Raw genomic sequence first — 23,084 nt, forward strand, 5'->3', positions numbered from 1 at the left:
TGGAGAGACTGGATGCACCCGTAGAATGGTTTTGCCTTATTTAGGAGTGCAACCGCAGTCTGACTGCGGTTTTTTTTGATTGGTTCGTCGATGTCGGAGTCCAAGGTGCCCACGCTTCCCCCGTTGGAGCTGGTGGCAATGCCCCAGCCCGCCAAAGTGCAGGAGTTTTGTTGGCCTGCCCCGCCCTACGCCACCTATGCCCAGGCTGCGCCTTGGCAGGAAGCGCGGGAGTGCGAGTTGGAGGGGATCAATGGGGCGGTGCGTCGGTGCATGCTGGTGAACGTGTCCCCGACGGATCAAGCGGTACTCGTCAAGATCGAGAGCAGCAAAACACCACTACCTCTTGGCTTTTCGCAATTTCGCAAGCTGGTGCTGACCAAACCGATCCACCCGCAGGAGATCGTCAGCCAGGAAGATTTTGCCGAGGTGTTGTCGTACCGCAGTTGCGTCGACTACCGCATCGAAAGCAAGGATGGGCAAGTTACCTGCGGGAAGACGGTGGGGCATGTCGAAACCGACTACGGCGTGTTTCTGTTCCATCCGATCAACGAACAGGGGAGCGTGCAGCCAGTGTTTATCCCCCGGGTGGCATACAACCACTTTAGCCTGGGTACGCACATCGGCCAGGTGCTCATAGACCAGCATGCTGTTACCCAGCATCAGGTTGAACAGGCAGCAAGCGAGCAGGAACTGCGCCGCAAGCGCAAGCTCGGGGACTACCTTGTCGATACCGCAGTCATCCACCCGGAACAGTTGATGGTGGCGTTGGATCAGCAGTCCAAGATGCCGATGATTCGCGTCGGCGAGGCGCTGACGCGGTTGGGGTACATCGACGACCAGCAGCTCAAGCTGGCGTTGGAACGGCAACAACAGGAACGATCCGTTCCCTTGGGGCAGTTGCTGGTCAACATGGGGTTTTTGACGCGCAAGGACCTCAACACCGCCTTGGCGCGCAAGATGGGTTACCCCGTGGTCGACGTGGTCAAGTTTCCCATCGAGGCCGATGCGTTGCGCAAAATTTCGATGTCGACGGCGCAGCGCCTCAGCGTCATGCCGCTGATGACGCGCAGCAACCTGACTGTCATCGCTGCGGTAGACCCCACAGCCAGAGCGACGATCGAAGAACTGGAATTTCTCGTCCAGGGTCGGATCGTTACGACCTTGGGCGACGAGCTGCAAATCCAGCAGACCATTCCGGAAGTCTATGAGCGATACGGCCTGCATCAGGCCAATCTCACCGAGGAATTGCCTGGGTTGTCGGGGGATACGAATGCTTCGGAGACGTCGAGTGATTTGCTCGAATCGATGGAACTCAACGAGGATGTTTCCCACGATGAGGGGGAAAAACAGATCGAGCAATCGGACAACACCCTCGTTCGCTTGATCAACACGATGATCATGGAGGCGAGCAGCCGCAATGTTTCCGATATTCACGTGGAATGCCAGCCGCGCAAAGCGAAGGTGCGAATCCGCTTTCGCAAGGATGGCGTGATGTGTCCCTATCTGGAGTTGCCACATACCTACCGGTCCGCCCTTGTGGCACGGCTCAAGATCATGGCCGACCTCGATATTTCGGAGCGGCGCAAACCGCAGGACGGCAAGATCGATTTTGGCCGTTTCGTTCCGCGCAACCGGTTGGAACTGCGGATTGCGACGATTCCCACATCGAATGGTCTGGAAGACGTGGTTATGCGTTTGTTGGCGTCGAGCAAGCCGATCCCGATGAACAAGCTGGGGCTGACCGACACCAACTATGCGCAGTTGCTCAATGCGGTGGAGCGCCCCTATGGCATGGTGTTGTGCGTCGGCCCTACGGGTTCGGGCAAAACGACGACCCTGCATTCGGTGCTGGGGCACCTCAATACCCCGGATCGCAAAATTTGGACGGCAGAGGACCCTATCGAAATCAGCCAGCCGGAATTGCGGCAGGTGCAAGTCAACCCCAAGATCGACTGGACGTTTGCCAAGGCTTTGCGTGCTTTTCTGCGTGCGGACCCCGATGTGATCATGGTCGGGGAAATTCGCGATGCGGAAACGGCGCAAATTGCCGTGGAAGCATCGCTGACTGGGCACCTCGTCCTTTCGACGCTGCACACGAACAGTGCTGCCGAGACGGTGACACGGTTGACCGATATGGGCATGGACCCCTTCAACTTTGCCGATTCGTTGCTGGCTGTGCTCGCACAGCGTCTGGCGCGGAGGTTTTGTATGCATTGCCGCACCGTGGAACCAGCGGGTGAGTCGTACATCGACGAGCTGCTCGGCGACTACTTGCACGTTTTTCCGGAGGAATTCCGCCCGACGCGGGAGGACGTGCTGGCGCAGTGGATGGAGCAGTTTGGCCCCCAAGGGTGGTTGAACAAATACAGCGCTCCCGGTTGCGAAAAGTGCCAGGGTTCGGGTATGTCTGGTCGGGTAGGGCTGCATGAATTGTTGCGGATGTCTCCGGGAGTGCGCAGATTGATCCAGACCGGCGCACGATCCGAGCAAATTCAGGAGGCTGCTTTTGCCACGGGCAAATTCCGTACGCTGCGGCAGGATGGCATCCTCAAAGTTCTTGCAGGGCTGACGAACATCGCGGAAGTACGCGCCAGCAGCAACGCCTGAGCGGCCTGGCGGCCTATCCGTCCAGGGCGGATCGGTCACAATCCCGCTCGCTTCGGGCTGTGCATCCGGCTGCTGCGCCGGTTGCCGTGCCGCTTCTCCTTTGCGGAGCTATCTTATGAAAGTCGACAACGTCCTGCAGACCATTGGCAATACACCCCACATCCGTATGCAGCGGATATTCGGGGATACCCACAGGGTCTACATCAAATCCGAGCGAACCAACCCAGGTGGGTCGATCAAGGATCGGATCGCGTTGGCGATGATCGAGGATGCGGAACGTTCGGGCGCACTCATTCCGGGTGCGACGATCATCGAACCTACGTCGGGGAATACGGGGGTGGGCTTGGCGATGGTCGCCGCAGTCAAGGGCTATCCCCTGATCCTCGTTATGCCGGACAGCATGAGCGTCGAGCGTCGGCGGTTGATGCTGGCCTACGGTGCCAGGTTCGATCTCACCCCGCGTGAGTTGGGAATGCGCGGGGCCATTGATCGTGCGCAGGAATTGGCTGCGGACATTCCCAATTCCTGGATTCCTCAGCAGTTCGACAACCCTGCCAATATTGCAGTGCATGTACGCACTACGGCGCAAGAAATCGTCGCAGACTTTCCCGAAGGGGTCGATGTATTGGTGTGCGGCGTGGGAACCGGGGGGCATTTGAGCGGGGTGGCCATGGTGCTCAAGCAGCAGTGGCCATCGATCCGCGTCTACGCCGTCGAGCCTGCGGCATCTGCCGTGCTGTCTGGCTGTGCGCCTGCACCGCATCCCATCCAGGGGATCGGCGCTGGCTTCGTTCCCCGCAACCTCAAGACCGAGTTGATTGACGGGGTGGTGCTCGTCGAGGCCGAGTCCGCCCGCGAATATGCCCGCTACTGTGCCCGTGCTGAAGGAGTGCTGGTGGGCATTTCCAGCGGTGCGACGCTTGCAGCCATTGCCCAAAAGATCCCGGAGTTGCCCCATGGATCCACCATTCTGGGGTTCAACTATGACTCGGGGGAACGCTATCTGTCCGTCGAGGGTTTTTGGCCTGGCGGTGCGGTGCAAACCCAGTGACTCTCGTTCACTGACCCTCGTCTACCACCCTGTACCGCAACCCCACGCCACACCGTGGCGGGGTATTTCATTCCGGTATTTCATTCTGTGACGCAAGAGGCCACTTTGGGCGCGCATCTTTTTTCTCCAGCGGCGCTGGCCGCCTTGGCGCGCACCTACAAAACCCCGTTATGGGTGTATGACGCCGCAACCATCGAACGACAAATCGCCGCGCTGCGTGCGTTCGACGTCGTTCGTTATGCGCAGAAAGCCAATTCCAACTTGCATGTGTTACGGCTGGTACGCCGTTGCGGTGCATGGGTCGATGCCGTCTCGCTGGGGGAGATCGAGCGTGCGCTGGCTGCCGGGTTCGTACCGCGATCTCCCGAGGGCCACCGGGAAATCGTCCTGACTTCCGATGTAATCGATGCTGCCACGCTATCGCGTTGCGAGCGAGAGGGAATTGCCGTCAATTGCGGGTCGATCGACATGATTGAAGCGCTGGCGCGGGTGCGCTTCGAGCATCCGGTCTGGTTGCGCATCAACCCCGGGTTTGGCCATGGGCACAGCCACAAAACCAATACGGGCGGCGAAAACAGCAAGCACGGCATCTGGCATACCGACCTGCCCAGGGCCTGCGACATGTTGCTCTCCAGCGGTCTGGCGTTGTGGGGGCTGCACATGCACATCGGTTCCGGTGTGGACTATGCGCATTTGCAGCGTGTGAGTGCTGCGATGACAGAGGCTGCCCGGATCGTTATTGGCAAAGGCTTGCGGATCAAAGCCATTTCCGCTGGCGGCGGGTTGTCGATTCCCTATTGCAATCATGAAGTTGCTGTCGATGTACAGCACTACCACTCCCTGTGGAATACTGCGCGCAATCGCTTGGTGTCCTTGCTGGGTCAGCCGATCACTCTGGAAATCGAACCCGGGCGTTTTCTCGTTGCGCAGGCGGGGGTGCTTGTCGCGCAGGTGCTGGCGACCAAGAGGATGGGGAACAAGTTTTATGTGCTGGTCGATGCCGGGTTCAACGATTTGGTTCGCCCGTGCATGTACGGTAGCCACCATGAAATCAGCATCGTGCGTCCAGACGGCACGTTCGCAACCGGTGCGCTGCACGATACCGTCGTTGCCGGCCCGCTGTGCGAGTCTGGCGATGTGTTCACCCAGGATGCCCACGGCAAGCTGTTGGAGCGTCCCTTACCCATCGTCGAGGTGGGCGACTGGCTGGTGCTGCACGACACAGGCGCCTACGGTGCGTCGATGTCCTCCAACTACAACACGCGCCCGCTTGCCGCAGAAGTGTTGATCGAAGGGGGGCATCCCAGGCTGATCCGCCGCAGGCAAACTGTGCAGGAGCTGCTGGCGCTCGAAGCCACGTAGCGCCAATTCGGGTGGGTGCCTGATGTCGGCATCACCCTCGCTCCTCTCGCGATACAGCGTCAAATCCGCAAACCCCGTCCCGCAAAGCAATGGGACTATGGGGGGGCTGAGGCAAGCCCAGCGATGTACTGGGGTAGACATGGGACTAGGGGCGCCAAAAAAGGCTGCTCTGTAGAATGCTCGTTTTTCCTTTTTCAGCGAGGATGCGATGAACTGGATGAAGCTGCCGACGATTGGTGTTTCTTTGGTGTTTGCTGCACTTGCGATCCTTGGCGGCTGTCGAGGTGGGAGTTCCAGTCCCCCTGGACCGGCCGAAGAGTCTGCTGGCGGGTTTCCTCGCAGCAAGACGTTATACCTTGCGGGTTCCCAGTGGGGTGATCCCAATTCTTTCAACCCTCTGGCGGACTGGCCTGCATGGCCTGTCAATGATCGTTTCAACCTGATGTACGAGCCCCTGCTTGCGTACAACACGCTCACCGGGCAGGTCGAGCCTTTGCTGGGTCGGCTCGTCAGCCAGTCGACGGAAGGGGTGCAGGTCGTGTTGCATCCCCAGGCCAAGTGGAACGATGGCAAACCCGTGACCGCGACGGACGTGAAGTTCATCTACCAATTGGGTAAGCGCTTCAAGGGAGCGTCGACTGCCTACGTGTTGGATTACATCTCCGACATCAAGGTGGACACCGTGGAAGAGGGGGGAGCCAAGGCAGAGCGGTTGACTTTCGTCGTCAATAAGGCAGGCAGGAACAACCCTCTGATGGTGATGGACATCCTGCAGGCGATCCGGATCGTTCCATCGCATATTTTCGAACCCATGGTGGCAGGCAAGCGCGACCTGACGGAAGTGCTCAAACTCAAGATCGACAAAGCCCCCGTGGTATCTGGCCCCTATACCTTGCATGCCTATTCCAATGAAAAGATCGTCCTTCAGCGACGTGCGGACTACTGGGGCAATGCTGCGCTTCACCAAGGCAAGGCGCCGGTTCCCGAGTACATCATCCATCCCATTTACAAGAGCAACGACGCTTTTGCCATTGCATTGCAGAAGGGGGATTTGGATGCATCACAGACTTTCATTCCCCGGATTTGGCTCAAGAAAGGCGACAAGGTTCATACCTGGCAAGACAAGGCGCCTTATTTTTTGCCGGGCGCCGTACCCATGTTGCTGATCAACACGACGAAGCCGCCGCTGGATGACCGCAATTTCCGGCGCGCGATGGCGCATGCCATTGATTACAAGGCCATCCAGGAATTGGCGGTTTCTGGATACAGCCCCGGCGTCAAACCGGGGGCCATCCTACCGTTTGGCGTCGAAGGAAAGTACTACGACGAGGAAGCAGTCCGATCTGTCGGGGCGGCCCACGCTCTCGAAGATGCCAAGAAATTGTTGGAGGCTTCTGGATATAAGTCGGTGTTCAAACCGGATGGCACGCTCGACCACATGGTCAACGCCAAAGGCGAGCGTGTGCCGACCCTCTTCGTCAAATCCCCCGCTGGGTGGTCGGACTGGGAAGCCATGGTATCCCTCGCCGTCAAAGGCATGCGCGCCGCCGGGATTGATGTGCGGGAAGGTTTTGTGGATGCCAGCCTGTATTGGCCGGCTTTGCCCACGGGCGATTTCGACCTGATCATGCACAAGCCTGCATCGCAAGTAACGCCTTCGTTACCGTGGAGTCGGTTCGAGGCACTGATGTCGTCGCGGAATTGGGTATCTCCCGGAAGTGGCAAGATGAATGAAAACCAGGGTCGGTATAACAATCCGCAGTCCAAGGGTTACAACCCCAGGGTCGATGAGCTGTTGCGTGCGATCCCGAACATGACCGATGACGTGGCGCTCAAAGCTGCGTATACCGAGCTCAACACCATCTTCATGCAGGATCAACCCGCGTTGCCCTTGTGCTACCTCCCCGAGCAGTTTTATGAGTACAGCACCCGGCACTGGACGGGTTGGCAGAACGAGCAGAATCCTTTCGCCCCCCCGTTGCTCCCCTGGATTGGCGCGGCAACCCAGGCGCTCTGGCAGTTGCAGCCCGTCAAATAGTCCAGTAGTTTGAGGGGAAGGGATCCGTATGCTCAAAAACCAGCCAACGCTCCGCTACATCCTGCAGCGTGGGGGGTGGTACTTTCTGACGTTCCTCGTCGCGGTCACCATCAATTTCTTCTTGCCTCGTCTCGGCTCGGGAAACCCCGTGGACATCATGATGGGCAAGGTCACCACCTCCTCGCAGGAGGCAGTGCGGGAGCAGGAGGAGGCATACCTCAAGGAGTTTGGACTGGTGCGTACGGATGCGTCTGGAGACATCCTTCGGGATGAAAAAGGCAAGCCTCTGCCTGCTTCCAGCCTTCAGCAGTTCTGGAACTATTTGTCGATGAGTTTCCAAGGGGATTTGGGAACATCTTTCCAGAAATATCCCAAGAAGGTCGTCGATGTCATTCTGGAGGCAGTGCCATGGACCTTGGCACTACAGTTGCCGACGATCATCTTTGGGTGGATCATCGGCAATCTGCTCGGGGCCTTGGCGGCGTACCGCCGTGGCGCATTTGATCGGGTGTTCTTTCCGCTGGCTTTGCTTATCAGTTCTTTCCCCTTTTTCGTTTTTGGGATGCTGCTGGTGTACTACTTTTCCGTCGTATTGGGATGGTTGCCCGCGATGGGGGGGTATTCGAACGAGCTGGTTCCCGGTTTCAGCATGGCGTTCTTCATGTCTGCCGCATACCATTATGTATTGCCTTTCTTTTCGATTTTTCTGATTCTTGCTGGTGGGCAGGCAATTGGAATGCGATCAATGGGTATTTACGAATTGGGTACGGACTACATCAAGTATGCGAAATGGCTGGGGCTCAAGGAGCATAAGATATTGATGTATTTGTTCCGCAATGCGATGTTGCCGCAGTTGACCGGGTTGGCATTGTCGATCGGGACGATGATTGGCGGCGCGTTGATTACGGAAATGATTTTTTCTTACCCTGGGTTGGGCATGGCCATGCTGAGCGCGATCCAAAACAACGACTACCCCATGATTCAGGGATGTACCTTGTTGGTGACGGTGAGCGTGCTGTTGGCCAATTTCACTGTGGATATCCTCATCGGCTTCCTCGATCCTCGGGTGAAAGCAGGGATGCAGTTGGGGGGCGCGAACTGATATGAAGATTTTTCGCAACCTTCTGGGAACTCCGATGTTTGTCATCGGAATGGTTTTGTTTCTCGGTACCATTCTGATTGCTGTGGTTGGCCCGCTGGTGTATCCCGTGCAGATGCATCAGGTTGCCGGTTCCTACGCTGCACCGGGAACCGTAGGGGTGTGGGTCGATCCTGGGACGGGCGCGTCTTCAGAAATCACGTTGCTCTTGGGTACGGACAACATGGGGCGGGATTACGTGTCTTTGCTCATCATGGGGCTACGCTCTTCCCTGTATGTCGGCCTGCTCGCCGGGACCATCGCGACCGCGCTGGGAACCTTGTTGGGGGTCTATGGCGGTTTCAAAGGGGGGTGGATCGACGATGCCCTCAACTCCATCACGAACCTTTTCATTGTGATTCCTTCGTTCGTCGTGCTGATTCTGATCAGTGCCAGCATTTCGACGGGGCGCTCGCTCACGCTTATCGGTCTCATCATTGGGCTGACGACGTGGACATGGTCGGCACGTGCGGTGCGTGCGCAGTCTTCCGCGCTCAAGAGCCGCGACCACATTTCTCTCGCACGAATGAATGGCGACCGGACACTAGTCATTCTCATCAAGCACATCCTTCCGTATCTGCTTTCTTATGTGTTCATGGTCTTTATCCTGCAGATTGCCTCGGGCATCTTGTCGGAAGCAGCCATTTCGATGATCGGGCTAGGCCCGCTCGATACGCAGTCGTTGGGGGTGATCCTCAACGATGCCAAAAACAACGGCGCGCTCGGTGATGGGGTGTGGTGGGCATTTTTCCCCGCTTCGATCTTCATCACCTTGATCGTGTTTGCGCTGTATCTGGTCAACACCTCCATGGAGGGGGTCTTCAACCCCCGCCTGCGCAGGTAGGAGCACTTGATGCCCACGTTTGAAGTCGAACACCTTAGTCTGCATTATTTGACCCGTTTTGGGGGCAAGGTGCATGCAGTCTCCGACGTCTCCTTCACGATGGAGAAGGGGGAGATTCTTGGGATAGCCGGGGAATCCGGTTGCGGCAAGTCCACCATCGTCAATGGGCTGATGGGGCTATTCATCCCTCCCTTGCAGCTTACTTCCGGCGATGTGCGCGTCAATGGCGAATCGCTGATGCACCGTACCCCGGAAGACGTGCGCGCCAATGTGCTGTCGCGCAAGGTTTCGATGATTCCGCAGGGGGCGTTCAACGCACTCAACCCGACGCGCAAAGTCAAGGACATTGCGGCAGACGTCATCGCTGCGCATGAGGATGCTGGTTCGGATCGCAAGGCGATTTACCAGCGCTTGCACGAACGCTTTGATTTGTTCGGCATGGATACCGAGCGCGTGCTGAATTCCTTCCCCATCCAGCTCACTGCGGGGGAACGGCAGCGCTCGGTCATCGGCATTTCCACACTGCTCAATCCGGAGATGGTCATTGCCGATGAGCCTACGTCGGCCTTGGATGTCAGCACGCAGAAGGTGGTGATCCGCATGATCTTCGACTTGCTCGACAAGGGGATTTTTTCCACGATGATTTTCATCACCCACGAGCTGCCTTTGCTGCGCCATGTGGCCAACAACATTGCCATCATGTACGCGGGGGAAATTGTCGAAAAGGGAACGACAGAGCAAATCGTTTTTGATCCTCGACATCCTTACACCAAGGCGCTCATGGGTGCGATGCTCAGTGCAGAGGCAGGCCAGCGCCAGAAAAAGCCCGTGGCTATCGAAGGAGCGCCCCCCAATCTCGCCAAGCCGATCAGCGGTTGCCGTTTTGCCGACCGCTGCCCAAGTGCAAGGCCGGAATGCAAACTCCAGACTCAGACGATCCGCATGGTCGCAGGCCGTGAGGTGAGGTGCAGCTATGCAGAGTAGTATGCAGAGTAGTAATGTGTCGAATGCCGTGCCCAATGGGGTACAGAGTGTGCAACGTGGCGATACCCCGATGGAAGTTCCGGTTTTTTCTGCCCGCAATGTGTCGATGACCTTCGGGCACGGCAAGAAGATATGTCGCGCCGTGCGGGAAGTCAGTTTCGATATTGCCGATGGAGCCATTGTTTCTGTCGTTGGCGGCTCCGGTTGTGGCAAGAGCGTACTGGCCAAGATCATGTTGGGCTTGTATGTCCCGACTGCGGGCGAATTTTTCTACAGAGGCCTGCCGATCACCAACCAACACATGCATTGGAATGAGGTGCAGTCGGTTTTTCAGGATCCTTTTAGCTGTTTCAACCAGTTTTTCACGATCCGTTCGCAGTTGAAGGATGCTTTCGGCATTCTTCAAAACAAACTGTCCAAATCGGAAATTGAAGATCGGGTCGATGCTGCGTTGCGTGCCGTCAATGTGCAGCCTGCGGAGATTGAAGGCAAATATCCTTTTGAACTCTCTGGGGGGCAAATGCAGCGGATGCTATTGGCACGCATCTTTGCTTTGCGCCCAAAAGTGCTTGTCGCGGATGAGCCGACTTCGATGGTGGACGCCTGCGTGCGTGCCAATATCCTTGACTACCTGATGAAATTGAAGCAGGAGCTGGGGATGACCATTGTCTTTGTTACCCACGACATTGGTCTGGCTTACTACGTCAGTGACCAGATATTCATCATGCACGAAGGGAGGATCGTCGAGGCTGGAGAACCTGACGCTGTGGCCCTTTCCCCCCAACATCCGGTGACAGTGCAATTGATTGAAGATGTCCCGGATATCCATAAGGATTGGATCAAGCGCTGAGGGGGGCGCGCAGCACCCCATCACTCTTGATGCCTGGGAGGGGTGGGTACCTCCAGGCTGGTGCTGGTTATGCATGTTGGTTATACACATGCAGCGGCTTGCAGTTTGCACAGCAAGACCGACTATGTGGAGCTCTGCTCAGGGGTTATGCGGCTGCACGGGGCGTGCTAGAGCGGTGGATTCGGCCGGGAGCTGAAATACGGCCATGGTGCGCAGCAAATCCTGCGCTTGGGCATGCAGGCTGCTGGCGGCTGCGGCCATTTCCTCGACCAGTGCCGCGTTCTGTTGGGTAGTCTGGTCGATTTGCGCGACGGATTCACCCACTTGGCTGACACCCGTGCTTTGTTCCTGATTGGCCGTGCTGATCTTGCCCACGAGTTCCGTGACGTGGCGGATGCTCTCGACAATCTGCCTCATGGAGTCGCCTGCCTCGTGGACGAGGGTGGATCCGTGGTCGACGAACTCAACGCTGGTACTGATCAGGTGCTTGATTTCTTTGGCAGCTTGTGCAGAGCGGCCAGCCAAGGATCGCACCTCGCTGGCCACGACGGCGAAGCCACGGCCTTGCTCTCCAGCGCGCGCTGCCTCCACTGCCGCATTGAGAGCCAGAATATTGGTCTGAAAAGCGATCCCGTCGATGACGCCGATGATGTCCAGGATCTTCTGCGATGAAACCTGGATCTTCTCCATCGTTGCCACCATTCGATCCACCACTGTCCCGCCCCGGAGTGCTGTGGCGGCAGCGTGTTGCGCCAGTTCATCCGCGTGGTGGGCGTTGTCCGCGTTCTGCCTGACCGTGGCACTGAGCTGCTCCATCGATGAAGCCGTGTGCTCCAGGGCGCTGGCCTGACGCTCGGTACGCAGGCTGAGATCGTGGTTGGCGGAGGCAATTTCCGCGCTGGCGGTGGCCACGTGTTCAGAGGCATGTCGCACATCCAGTACCACACGACCCAGGCTTTGCTGCATAGCTTGGAGCTGAGCCATCAGGCTATGCGTGTCCCCACCACGCACTTCGATGGGATGACATAGATCGCCGGAACCGACGAGTTCGGCGACTGTCGCAGCGTCTCCTGGTTCTCCGCCGAGTTGCTGGCGCAAGGTGCGAATCGTGGCGCCACCGATGGAGAAAGCGAGCAGCAGGCCACCGATGGTTGCCACGAGGAAGGAGCTCAGCGCAACGTGGTAGCGCGTTTGCGCGTTTTCGTAGGCTTGTTTTGCTTGCTCCACCTGGTGATCGCGGTATGCGCGCATGTCGCGCACCGACATTTCTCCTTCCTCTCGGCCGGCACGCAGAAAAGCGGCCATGACTGCCGGGGAATAATCCCCACGACCGATGGCCGCAACCACTTGATCGAGCTTGTCTCGCCACAAAGCGCGGCTGCGTTGGCTGGCATGCAGCAAGGCCATATCGTCCGCATCACTGGTAAGGGGCGGCAGAGCGGCAAAAATTTTGTTGGCTGCGACGCGGTTGGCTTTGATGGCGTCCGTATGAAGGCTGGCAGGGTGGTTGTGGATGGTTTGCAGGGGGTTGCCGGGGGCGTGCTGGAAGGCCAAAAGAATCTGCAAGCGGTTTTGCACGAGGATGTCGATCAGTTCGTCAGCCATCAATGCAGGCAGCATGGCACGGTCATGCAGCGCTTTGATTTCCAGATTGGAACGGTGGATGCTCCATAGTCCCACGCCACCGACGACGACCAACAAAGAGGACAGCACACCGATCAGAATCACGAGTCGGGTCGATACTTTCATCGTTCGCATTGCTTACTCTCCATACAAAAAACACTGGATGTCCACACTGTGTGTTATGAGGCGGGTACGTGGAAGGCGGGTGCGTATTGTGGTGGTGTGCCATTCCCGTGCATGGCAGCCCATAGGCTTGCTATACCAATCAGGATTGCGGGGAATGTGCGCCACAGGGATATCAGGGGCTGGTGGTGGTGTCCACGACATGGGCCGCAGTACCCAGCATCGCATGCAAAGTCTGGATCGATACCACGTCCAGCCGATCCATGTATTTCATCCCTTCGACGGCAGCTTCAGCCCCTGCGATAGTTGTGAAGGTGGTAATGCGTGCGGCCAGAGCGGAAGTGCGAATGCGCCGCGAATCGGCGATGGCATTGCGGCGTTCTTCCACCGTGTTGATGACCAGGATGATGCCGCCATTCTTGATCATGTCGACGATGTGGGGTCGGCCTTCTGCAACCTTGTTGACCACCTGACACGGTACCCCTGCATCCCGCAGTACCGATGCAGTGCCACGGGATGCGATGATGGCAAAACCCAGGGAAACCAGCTCACGCGCCACGCCAACGGCCCGTTGCTTGTCCCCTTGCTTGACGGACAAAAACACCTTGCCTGTTGGGGTGCCATCCGCAGTCAATGGCTTGGGTAGAAGCGAACCGGCACCGAGTTGGGATTTGACGAAAGCCTCGCCGAAGGTCATGCCTACGCCCATGACTTCCCCGGTGGATTTCATCTCCGGCCCCAGGATCGGGTCGATGCCCGGAAAGCGAACGAAGGGGAACACGGCTTCCTTGACGCTGTAGTACGGTGGAACGACCTCGTGCTGGATGCCTTGGGAGCGCAGAGATTGCCCCACCATGCAGCGTGCGGCAACTTTGGCCAGTTGCACGCCTGTCGCCTTGCTGACGAAAGGCACCGTGCGGGATGCGCGGGGGTTGACTTCGAGCACGAAGATCACGTCCTCATTGTCTTGACGCTGGATGGCGAATTGCACGTTCATCAGCCCGACGACATGCAATGCCTCGGCCATGGCGGCAGTTTGGCGGCGCAGCTCGGCCACTGTATTCGCAGCCAGACTGTACGGAGGCAGCGAGCATGCGGAATCCCCGCTATGCACGCCCGCCTGCTCAATGTGCTCCATCACCCCGCCGATGTACACATGTCCGGTGTTGTCCCGCACGCAATCCACGTCGCATTCGATGGCGTCGTTGAGGAAGCGGTCGAGCAGCACGGGGGAATCGTGGGACACCTTGACCGCCTCGTGCATATACCGCACCAGGTCTGCGGGTTCGTGGACGATTTCCATCGCCCTGCCACCCAGCACATAGCTGGGGCGCACCACCAGGGGGTAACCCAGGTCGGCAGCCTTGCGCAGCGCTTCGTCTTCGTTGCGGGCCGTCGCGTTGGGTGGCTGGCGCAGTTGCAACCCGTGGAGCAATTGTTGGAAGCGTTCCCGGTCTTCGGCTGCGTCGATCATGTCTGGGCTGGTTCCGATGATCTGCACGCTGTTGGCTTCCAAAGCCAGGGCGAGTTTGAGGGGGGTTTGTCCACCGAATTGGACGATCACGCCCGTGGGCTTTTCGCGGTCGACGATCGCGAGCACGTCTTCCAGCGTGAGCGGCTCGAAGTACAGGCGGTCCGAGGTGTCGTAGTCGGTGGATACGGTCTCAGGGTTGCAATTGACCATGATCGTCTCGTAGCCGTCTTCGCGCAGCGAGAGCGCGGCGTGGACGCAGCAGTAGTCGAATTCGATGCCTTGCCCAATGCGGTTCGGTCCGCCGCCGAGCACCAAGATCTTGGGGCGGTCACTCGGTGCCGCCTCACATTCGGCGCCTTCGGCCTCGTAGGTCGAATACAGGTAGGCGGTGTGGGTGGCGAACTCCGCAGCGCAGGTGTCGACGCGCTTGAAAACGGGGCGCACCCCCAAAGCGTGGCGGCGCGCACGCACGGCGGCCTCGGTCGTGCCGAACTGCCGTGCCAGGCGTCTGTCCGAAAACCCTTTCTTTTTGAGCGCACGCAAAGTAGCTGCGTCGATGGCGTCCAGCGCAGTACCTACGGCAGGCCTGGGCAGGCGCTCGATTTCCAGCTCGATGCGGACGATCTGCTCGATCTGCACGAGAAACCACCTGTCAATGCTCGTCAGCTCGTGTACCCGGTCGACGCTCCAGCCGCATGCAAAGGCGTCCCCCACGTACCAGATGCGCTCGGGGCCGGGTTCGCCGAGTTCGCGTTCGAGCACTTCGGGGTCCTGGGTTTTTTCGTTCATCCCGTCGACGCCGACTTCCAGCCCGCGCAAGGCTTTCTGGAACGATTCCTGGAATGTGCGGCCGATGGCCATGACTTCCCCCACGCTTTTCATCTGCGTGGTGAGTCGACGGTCTGCCGTAGGGAATTTTTCGAACGCGAAACGCGGGATTTTGGTGACCACATAGTCGATGGTCGGCTCGAAACTGGCGGGCGTTGCGCCGCCGGTGATGTCGTTGCGCAGTTCATCAAGGGTGTAGCCCACCGCCAGCCTGGCTGCCACTTTGGCGATAGGAAAGCCCGTCGCTTTGGAAGCCAATGCGCTGGAGCGGCTGACGCGCGGGTTCATTTCAATGACGACCATCCGACCGGTTTGGGGGTGGATTGCAAACTGCACATTCGAACCGCCCGTATCGACGCCGATGACGCGCAGCACGGCCATTGATGCATTGCGCAGGAGCTGGTATTCCTTGTCGGTGAGGGTCTGTGCGGGGGCGACCGTGATCGAGTCCCCGGTGTGTACCCCCATGGGGTCGAGGTTTTCGATCGAGCAGACGATGATGCAGTTGTCCGCCTTGTCACGAACCACCTCCATTTCGAACTCTTTCCACCCGAGCAACGACTCTTCGATCAGCAGTTCGTGGGTCGGGGAGGCATCAAGGCCGCGCTTGCAAATTTCCTCGAATTCTTCAGGGTTGTAGGCAATGCCGCCACCGGTACCCCCGAGCGTGAAGCTGGGGCGGATGACGACGGGAAACCCCACGGTTTTTTGCACGGCCCACGCTTCTTCGAGGGAGTACGCAATGCCCGACCGCGCAGACTCCAGGCCGATTTGCGTCATCGCTTCTTTGAAACGCTGGCGGTCTTCGGCTTTGTCGATGGCATCGGGGGTGGCGCCGATCAGTTCGATCGGGCGGCCTGTGGCAGCGCCGGTGTAGGCGTCGAGCACCCCGTTGTGCCAAAGATCCATCGCGCAGTTGAGTGCAGTCTGGCCCCCCATCGTCGGCAGAATCGCGTCGGGTCGTTCTTTGGCGATGATCTTCTCGACCGTTTTCCAGGTGATCGGCTCAATGTAGATCGCGTCGGCCGTATCTGGGTCGGTCATGATCGTCGCCGGGTTGCTGTTGATCAGAACGATGCGGTACCCGTCTTCACGCAGCGCCTTGCATGCTTGCACCCCGGAGTAATCAAACTCGCAGGCTTGCCCGATGACGATGGGGCCTGCGCCCAGGACGAGGATGCTGTGAAGGTCTGTACGTTGGGGCATGGTGCGGGGAACGAGGGAATGGGCAAATCAGCAAAGAAAAGCCCGCTACATGGTGCGGGCGCTGAAGGAGCGCGGGGTGGGAGTTGCTGCAAAGGGCAAGCCCACCACGGCAGAAATGTGACAACGATCTTACCTTCCGCTCTATGCAGTTCCCCAAACCCCGTCGATAGAATTCCCGCGCTGCCGGGGGTGCCGTGCAGGCGCTACCAAAAGAATAGAGGATGACCTTTTCAGCCGATTCGCAAGCGGGCCATAGGCGCGTTGCTGCCGTGCCCATCGAACTCGTATGTCCCGCAGGCAGTTTGCCCGCGCTGAAAGCAGCGGTGGATGCCGGGGCGGATGCCGTGTATCTAGGCTTTCGAGACGCCACCAACGCACGCAATTTCGCGGGGTTGAATTTCGACGCGGCGTCGATGACAGCAGGCTTGCGGTATGCGCAAGAACGCGGCTGCAAGGTCTTTGTGACGCTCAACACCTACCCGCAGGCCCGGGCAGTGCAGGTGTGGCAGGACGCGGTGGATCAGGCTGCGGCGCGGGGCGTCGATGCCATCATCTTGGCGGATCCGGGGCTGATGGAATACGCAGCGCGGCGCCATCCACAACTGCGTTTGCACCTGTCCGTGCAGGGGTCGGCCACAAACTACGAGGCCATCGAGCTGTACCGCAGGCACTTTGGCGTGGCGCGCGCGGTGTTGCCCCGGGTGCTCTCGATCGTGCAAGTCGAACAGGTGCTCGACAAAACCGCCGTCGAGATCGAGATTTTTGGATTCGGGAGCCTGTGCGTGATGGTCGAAGGCCGCTGCGCCCTGTCCTCGTATGTGACGGGGGAGGCCCCCAATACCCACGGCGTATGTTCCCCCGCCAAGGCAGTGCGTTGGATCGAGACGGAACAGGGGAGGGAGTCGCGCCTCAACGGTGTGCTGATCGACCGCTACGCGCCAGGGGAAAGCGCAGGCTACCCCACCCTGTGCAAGGGCCGTTTCGATGTGGAGGGGGAGCGCAATGTCTACGCCATTGAAGAGCCGACAAGCCTGAACACCTTGGCATTGCTGCCGGAATTGCTGCGTATCGGGGTGCGCGCCATCAAGGTGGAAGGCCGCCAGCGCAGCCCGGCCTATGTGGCGCAGGTGGCAGCCGTTTGGCGCGCTGCTATCGATGACTGTGTGCGCAACCCTGCGCGGTATGCACCCCGGCCCGAGTGGGTGGCTGCGCTCGATCGCGTTGCCGAAGGCCAGCAGCACACCCTGGGCGCGTACCACCGCCCGTGGAAATAGGCGATGCAGGATCGACCGATACACCTCTCATGCAGCGACCGATAGCTCCATCGATAACGCAACCAGTAGAGCGACCCATGCATATCGCACTAGGCCCGCTGCTGTACTACTGGCCGCGCCAGGACGTGTTGCGTTTCTATGCAGCCGTCGCCCAGTCTTGCGTGGACATCGTCTACCTGGGGGAGGCCGTCTGCTCGCGGCGCCACGAGTTGCGGCTGGCGGACTGGCTTGCGCTGGCGCAGGAATTGCGGCAGGCGGGCAAGGAAGTTGTCCTATCGACCCAGGTGTTGCTGGAGTCTGGGTCCGACGTTGCGGCGATGCGCAAGGTCGTCGAAAACGGGGTGTTTCTGGTCGAAGCCAACGATATGGGCGCGGTGGGCTGCCTGCATGGCCAAGGCCCTTTCGTCGCCGGGCCGCATCTGAACATCTACAACCTGCCGACGCTGCAATGGATGGTGCGGGCGGGAGCGCAGCGCTGGGTGGTTCCCCTGGAAATGGGGCAGGCCGATTTGGCCTTGGTGTTGTCCGAAGGGGGGGCGACGGTGCAGACTGAAGTCTTTGCGTTTGGCCGCTTGCCGCTGGCGTTTTCTGCACGCTGCTTCACCGCACGCCACTACGACGTGCCCAAGGACGATTGCCGTTTTCGCTGCATCGACCACCCGGACGGGCTGCTCGTCCGTACCAGGGAGGATGCGCCCTTTCTCGTACTCAACGGCATCCAGACGCAATCCGACCACGTCCACTCCCTGCTCGGCGAATGCATGCAACTGCGTGCGATGGGGGTTCATGCGGTGCGCGTCAGCCCGCAATCCCAGCACACCTTGCGCATCGTCGAATTGTTCCGCACGGTGATCGACGGGAACACCCCTGTTGTGGATGCGATGGAAGAAGTCACCACGCTGATGGGTGGAAGGCCCTGCAACGGCTATTGGTACGGCAAGCCTGGCATGGAGTGGGTACGGCCTGCAAGCAGTTAGGGGGCGGGGCTGCGTGCGGAAAAGTACGCTGTGATGCATGGTTATACTGTACAAAAATACAGTACTACCATGCATTGCAAAGCACACATTTTGGGCCATAGGCCGTCAGGGTTGGCAGTTCGGGCTGTTCGGGCACGCGGGTTGCGGTGGTTGTCGCACCGGCTCCGGGCAGGGTTTTCCTCTCCGGCGGAGGACTACGTGGAGGAAGAACTCGATCTCCATGCGTACCTCGTTCACAACCCGCCGGCCACCTTCGTTTTTTCGGTGCGCGGGGATTCGATGCGCGGGGCGGGGATTGAGGAGGGGGACAAAGTTGTCGTGGATCGGTCTCTCTCTCCCCGGCACGACGACATCATCGTCGCGGTGGTCGATGGCGAGTACACGATCAAACGCCTGTACTGGCGTTCGGACAAGATCGAGCTGCGCCCGGAAAACCCCGCGTACCCCCCGATTGCCTTGCGTGATGGGGCGGAGCTGCGTGTCTGGGGCGTCGTCGTCGGGGTGGTTCGGCGCTATCACCGGTGAATCAGCAAGCCAGGGAGGAGATCGCTGCTGGGCTGCGCGCGTCGCGAACCGATCCTCTGCGCTACATCACCTGGTGTGATGCATTGCCTGTGGTGACGTGAGGATGCGTAGGGGGATCACTGGTTCCCAACGGTGGCTAGGACTTCCCCCATGCGAACGGGGCGCCCCGGCTGCCATGCCCCGGGGAATTGCAGGGGCACGGCGGGGAACAAGACGATGACCGTCGAGCCGAGCAGGAATCGGCCCATTTCTTCCCCCCGGCGCAGTGTGACCGTGGGCTTGGGGTAGTGCCACTGGCGCACGGTGCCGGGCCGGATGGGATTAACCACGCCGTGCCAGACCGTGGCGATGCTGCCGACGATCGTCGCGCCGACAAGCACCATCGCAAAGGTTCCGCGTTCGCCTTCAAAGACGCAGACGACACGTTCGTTGTGCGCAAAAAGGCTGGGAATGCACTCGGCGGTGGCAGGGTTGACCGAATACAGCCGCCCAGGCACATGGATCATTCGGGTCAGACGGCCATCGCAGGGCATGTGGATGCGGTGGTAGTCGCGTGGGCTGAGGTACAGGGTGGCGAAGAACCCGTTTTCGAACTGCGTTGCCAGCGCGCGGTCTCCTGCCAGTAGCGCCTTGCTGTCGTACAGGTGGCCTTTGGCTTGGAGGATCGTGCGGCCTTCGATGCGCCCGCATTGGCTGACCGTGCCGTCCACCGGGCACAGCAGCCCTGTAGGCGCGAGGGGACGTGCTTCGGGGCGCAGTGCCCTGGTGAAGAAATCGTTGAAGCAGGCGTAGTGGGAAAGGTCAGGATGCTGTGCCTGCGTCATATCGACCTGATAGCGCTGGACAAACCATCGGATCAACGCGGTGGACAACTTCCCGGCACGCCATCGCGCCACCCAGCCCAATGCGATGGTCAGCGGCTTTTGGGGAGTGAGCAGGGCTAGAAGGGTGAGCAGGCGGCAGGACATGGTGGGGCAATCTGTACGTGTACGGTGGGAGTGCGTGTTTGTACCAAAGCAGGTACCACACCGGAATAGGCAACATGGGGTGCGCCGACATGGAACCTTGTATTTCGGCAGGCCGATGTTTGCCGATGCACGGCAGCCCTCACCTGCACTTGACGAAGCACCACCCTTTGCCGCTAGGCGAGGGCAATAGGCTCTATGAAAAGTCAGGCGGGGAAGAACGGCAGGAACAGATTGCGCAGCTTGCGCACCACGACCAGATCGGCTTGGCCGATGGTGTTCGTTCCATCCCAGTCGCAGTACATCAGCCCGGAGACGGATTTGTTCGCGATGGGCAGGATGACGAAACGGCGAATCTCGGGGAGCAGGGTTGTGTAGCCGTCGGGCAGGGCGCTGGGCTTGAGCTTGGTGACGTCCGCAATCGAGATATCGACGTTGTTGCGGATGACCGCGTGGAACGCCGTCGTATGGTGTTCGGTCGTCGCAATGCGAATTTTGCTGCGTAGCTCGTCGATGCCTTTGCCGTACCCATAACAGATACGGAAATCGCCCGAACGCATTTTGGTGAACAGCAAGCAGTGCGCGGAGTGCAGAATTTGGTGCAGCCCGGCAAAGATGGCGCCGGCGAGCGATTCCATGCTTGTCCATTCTGATTGCTGCACATCCTTGTGGAGCTGTTCGAGCTGGGATTCCCTGGTCACGGAGCGGGAGCGGCGGTCGGTCAGGGTGCCTTCGTCGAGCTTGCGGTCGATCCATCCTAGGACCGAAGATTTGTCGATGCCGGGAAGCTCCAAACGCTTGACGAGGTGATGTACCTCGCTGGTTCTCCCGTCGCGGATCAGCGAGGAGGCTTCGTTGGAAAACCGCGCCACACCGACCAGGGTGGGGTCTCCGGTACCGTCGATGATCGAGACGATCGACCGGGGGTACCCCCAGTGACGCGCTACTTCAATGCCCACTTGCTGGTGGGTCATGCCAAGCACGTCGATGGCTGCAACATCCTGCTCTGCGCCCGAAACAACTTTTTGGTGTACGAGCGCACTTTCTTCCGGGAGGAAGGTGGTGGTCATCAGGTTGCCCAGATCGACCATCAGGGTGGCGATGGAGACAGCTTCGGCACGCTGGGCACAGAGGTTGCGCGCCAGGTCGGAAGCCATCAGGATTTTGGCCAGGCATTCCCGCTGTTGCATCTCCTCGTTCGTGGCCATTGAGGTGTTGAGCACTACATGCAACAGCGCGTCTGACCCGAGGACGCGCACGGCGTTCGTGACCGACGAGGTTTCTGGAGCAAAAGGGCCATACATGGGGGAATTGGCCAGGCGCAACACCTTTTGGGTCAGTGCAAAGTCTTGCACGATCTTCCCCGCCATGTGATCCGGTTGTACACGGATGTTGTGCAAGGAACCCAGGATCGACATCACGGTGCTTTCCAGGGCCGGGACGCCACGGGACTGGTTCATCTCCGCATAGAGCTTGTCGAGCACGGCGTTGTTCATGCCACCCCCTTGGGCCGGTTTTGCAGCAGCGCTTGGAGCTGGGGGGCAGGCATAGGCTTGCCGAGTAGGTATCCCTGAAAGAGGTTGCATCCAACGCCCCGGATGAAGCCGAATTGCTCTTCATCTTCAATGCCTTCGGCAACGATCAGCAGATCGATGCTGTGTGCGAGGTTCACCATCGCCGCAATGAGCTTGCGGTTTGCGCCACCAGGGTACGACGGGGGTTCGATGGCCCGGACGAAGGATTTGTCGATCTTGATGCTCGTGACAGGCAGGCGGGTCAGATACGCCAGACTGGAGAAGCCGGTACCGAAATCGTCGATGGAAAACTGGATTCCCTGCTTGCACAGCCGCTCCAACGCGAGCTGCGTCTTTTCTTTGCTATGCATCAGGGTCGATTCGGTGATTTCCAAGATCAGGAAAGCGGGGTCGATCCCCGTTTCCGCAACGACTTCGAGCACGCTGTCGTCAAAAGACGCTTCCTCGAACTGTAGTGGCGAGACATTGACGGACATGACGAATGACGGCATGTGTTTGCGGAATTCCCGCAAGTGGTGGCATGCGTAGCGAAGCGCCCATCTGCCCAGGAAGGGCATGAGACCTGATTCTTCGGCAATGCGGATGAATTGGTCTGGCGCAACCCGCCCGAAGGTGCGGCTTTTCCATCGCATCAGCGCTTCGGCGCCGATAAGGCGGCGATGCACATCGAATTGCGGCTGGAACTCCATGAAGAACTCGCCTTCTTCGATCCCCGTGTGGATGGCTGCGCGGATCGAAAAGTCCACGCTTTCCGGGGGGCGAAGGAAGATGCTGATGCGGTTTTTCCCCTCGCCTTTGGACTGGTACATCGCGTTGTCGGCATTTTTGAGCAGCATGGAGTAGTCGCTGCCGTGCCGGGGATATTCCGCGACGCCGATGCTCACGCCCATGTAGGCGCTGTGCGGAGAGGTGTCGTAGGGACGTGCGATGGCGAACAGGATGTCCTGCATGGCCGCCTTGGCATCGTCGGCGGTTTTTCCATTCATGAACAAAACGAACTCGTCCCCACCAAGCCGGGCGAGTAGGTCATTGGGGCGGATGGCTTTGCGCAGGCGTTTGGCCGTTTCGACGAGTACGGCGTCGCCCACGGTGTGCCCGAAAGAGTCGTTGATCGTCTTGAACCCGTCGAGGTCGAGCATGGCCAGCGAGAACAGCGGACACCCAGCCTGGATGTATTGGTCAACGGTCTTGCGCAAAAAAACCCGGTTGGGTAGCCCGGTCAGTGCATCGTGCTCGGCGGCGTGCCGCAGTGCGGACTCATCCGCCTTCCAGGCAGAGATGTCGATGATGCACAAGGCGTACTGCTGGATACCGGGAAGCTGGTAGCCCCGAACATTGATCCAGGATTCCTGCCCTTGCCGCACTGCGCGCACATCGCAGGTGAAGTAATCGGGCGTGCCATGGCAGGCTGCCAAAAACACTTCGGCATCGTCCTTGTGGAGGATGTCGAGGAACGTGCGGGGGATCGGCGCCGGTTGTGCTGGGTCGGTGCATCCCAGCCACCGTTGTCCTTGTTCCGAAACGAACTTGACACCAAGGTCTGCGTCGATGCGCAACACGGCATCCAGTACGCGATCCAGGGTAGGGGAAGTCATGGGTATGACCCTGTTGTCGGGCGCGCAGTAGGCGCGGCGAACTTCAGTGGGAGCGGGACTGCAGCACCGGAGCCGGTGTGGTGAC

General features: G+C 59.3%; 16 protein-coding genes. 11 read left to right on the forward strand and 5 right to left on the reverse strand.

Features of this window, described 5'->3' with window-relative positions; all coding sequences use genetic code 11:
- Positions 1–105 precede the first annotated feature (105 nt).
- The 8 genes from CENROD_RS00510 (at position 106) to CENROD_RS00545 (ending at position 10,874) form a co-directional block, all read left to right on the forward strand.
- On the forward strand, positions 106–2,607 hold the full coding sequence (locus CENROD_RS00510) for a GspE/PulE family protein (RefSeq protein WP_238551790.1): 2,502 nt from the start codon (positions 106–108) through the stop codon (positions 2,605–2,607).
- Positions 2,608–2,722: 115 nt separating this feature from the next.
- Positions 2,723–3,658 (forward strand): cysteine synthase A, encoded by a 936-nt coding sequence (cysK, locus tag CENROD_RS00515; protein ID WP_022771088.1) that lies wholly within the window; start codon positions 2,723–2,725, stop codon positions 3,656–3,658.
- A 105-nt stretch (positions 3,659–3,763) separates the two neighbouring features.
- A complete protein-coding gene (gene lysA, locus CENROD_RS00520; RefSeq protein WP_041193682.1) occupies positions 3,764–5,020 on the forward strand; it encodes a diaminopimelate decarboxylase in 1,257 nt (418 codons plus the stop codon).
- Positions 5,021–5,462: 442 nt separating this feature from the next.
- Positions 5,463–7,058, forward strand: a complete 1,596-nt coding sequence (locus CENROD_RS00525) for an ABC transporter substrate-binding protein (protein ID WP_238551792.1) — start codon at positions 5,463–5,465, stop codon at positions 7,056–7,058.
- 28 nt (positions 7,059–7,086) lie between these two features.
- On the forward strand, positions 7,087–8,160 hold the full coding sequence (locus CENROD_RS00530) for an ABC transporter permease (protein WP_022771091.1): 1,074 nt from the start codon (positions 7,087–7,089) through the stop codon (positions 8,158–8,160).
- Between the two features lie 34 nt (positions 8,161–8,194).
- Positions 8,195–9,040 carry an ABC transporter permease gene (locus CENROD_RS00535; protein WP_022771092.1) on the forward strand — a complete coding sequence of 282 codons (846 nt, stop codon included), beginning with the start codon at positions 8,195–8,197 and terminating at the stop codon, positions 9,038–9,040.
- Positions 9,041–9,049: 9 nt separating this feature from the next.
- Positions 9,050–10,024, forward strand: coding sequence for an ABC transporter ATP-binding protein (locus CENROD_RS00540; RefSeq protein ID WP_022771093.1), 975 nt, complete (start codon positions 9,050–9,052; stop codon positions 10,022–10,024).
- A 1-nt stretch (position 10,025) separates the two neighbouring features.
- Positions 10,026–10,874: an ABC transporter ATP-binding protein gene (locus tag CENROD_RS00545; protein ID WP_202961164.1), complete on the forward strand. Its 849-nt coding sequence runs from the start codon at positions 10,026–10,028 to the stop codon at positions 10,872–10,874.
- A 138-nt stretch (positions 10,875–11,012) separates the two neighbouring features.
- Here CENROD_RS00545 and CENROD_RS14445 read toward each other — a convergent pair whose 3' ends face one another.
- Both CENROD_RS14445 and carB read right to left on the reverse strand, forming a co-directional pair.
- Complete coding sequence (locus CENROD_RS14445; protein WP_022771095.1) at positions 11,013–12,632, reverse strand: methyl-accepting chemotaxis protein; 1,620 nt, start codon at positions 12,630–12,632, stop codon at positions 11,013–11,015.
- Positions 12,633–12,795: 163 nt separating this feature from the next.
- The gene (gene carB, locus CENROD_RS00555) at positions 12,796–16,128 is read right to left on the reverse strand and encodes a carbamoyl-phosphate synthase large subunit (RefSeq protein ID WP_022771096.1); all 3,333 of its coding nucleotides are present in this window, start codon (positions 16,126–16,128) and stop codon (positions 12,796–12,798) included.
- Positions 16,129–16,349: 221 nt separating this feature from the next.
- On the opposite strand from carB, the gene ubiU reads away from it, so the two are divergent.
- The 3 genes from ubiU to CENROD_RS00570 all read left to right on the forward strand — a co-directional run bounded on the left by ubiU (position 16,350) and on the right by CENROD_RS00570 (position 18,904).
- Complete coding sequence (gene ubiU, locus CENROD_RS00560; protein WP_022771097.1) at positions 16,350–17,402, forward strand: ubiquinone anaerobic biosynthesis protein UbiU; 1,053 nt, start codon at positions 16,350–16,352, stop codon at positions 17,400–17,402.
- Positions 17,403–17,479: 77 nt separating this feature from the next.
- The gene (locus tag CENROD_RS00565) at positions 17,480–18,379 is read left to right on the forward strand and encodes a U32 family peptidase (protein ID WP_022771098.1); all 900 of its coding nucleotides are present in this window, start codon (positions 17,480–17,482) and stop codon (positions 18,377–18,379) included.
- 111 nt (positions 18,380–18,490) lie between these two features.
- Entirely contained in the window at positions 18,491–18,904 is a 414-nt protein-coding gene (locus tag CENROD_RS00570) for a LexA family protein (RefSeq protein ID WP_051360258.1), read from the forward strand.
- A gap of 116 nt (positions 18,905–19,020) precedes the next feature.
- On the opposite strand, the gene asd is transcribed toward CENROD_RS00570, so the two are convergent.
- The 3 genes from asd to CENROD_RS00585 form a co-directional block, all read right to left on the reverse strand.
- Complete coding sequence (gene asd / locus CENROD_RS00575; RefSeq protein ID WP_022771100.1) at positions 19,021–19,872, reverse strand: archaetidylserine decarboxylase; 852 nt, start codon at positions 19,870–19,872, stop codon at positions 19,021–19,023.
- Positions 19,873–20,075: 203 nt separating this feature from the next.
- Positions 20,076–21,365, reverse strand: a complete 1,290-nt coding sequence (locus CENROD_RS00580; RefSeq protein WP_022771101.1) for an HDOD domain-containing protein — start codon at positions 21,363–21,365, stop codon at positions 20,076–20,078.
- Positions 21,362–22,999, reverse strand: a complete 1,638-nt coding sequence (locus CENROD_RS00585) for a putative bifunctional diguanylate cyclase/phosphodiesterase (RefSeq protein ID WP_022771102.1) — start codon at positions 22,997–22,999, stop codon at positions 21,362–21,364. The genes CENROD_RS00580 and CENROD_RS00585 overlap by 4 nt, the downstream gene beginning before the upstream one ends.
- Between the last annotated feature and the right edge of the window lie 85 nt (positions 23,000–23,084).

This window comes from Candidatus Symbiobacter mobilis CR (assembly GCF_000477435.1).
GTDB classification, from domain to species: Bacteria; Pseudomonadota; Gammaproteobacteria; order Burkholderiales; family Burkholderiaceae_C; genus Rhodoferax; species Rhodoferax mobilis.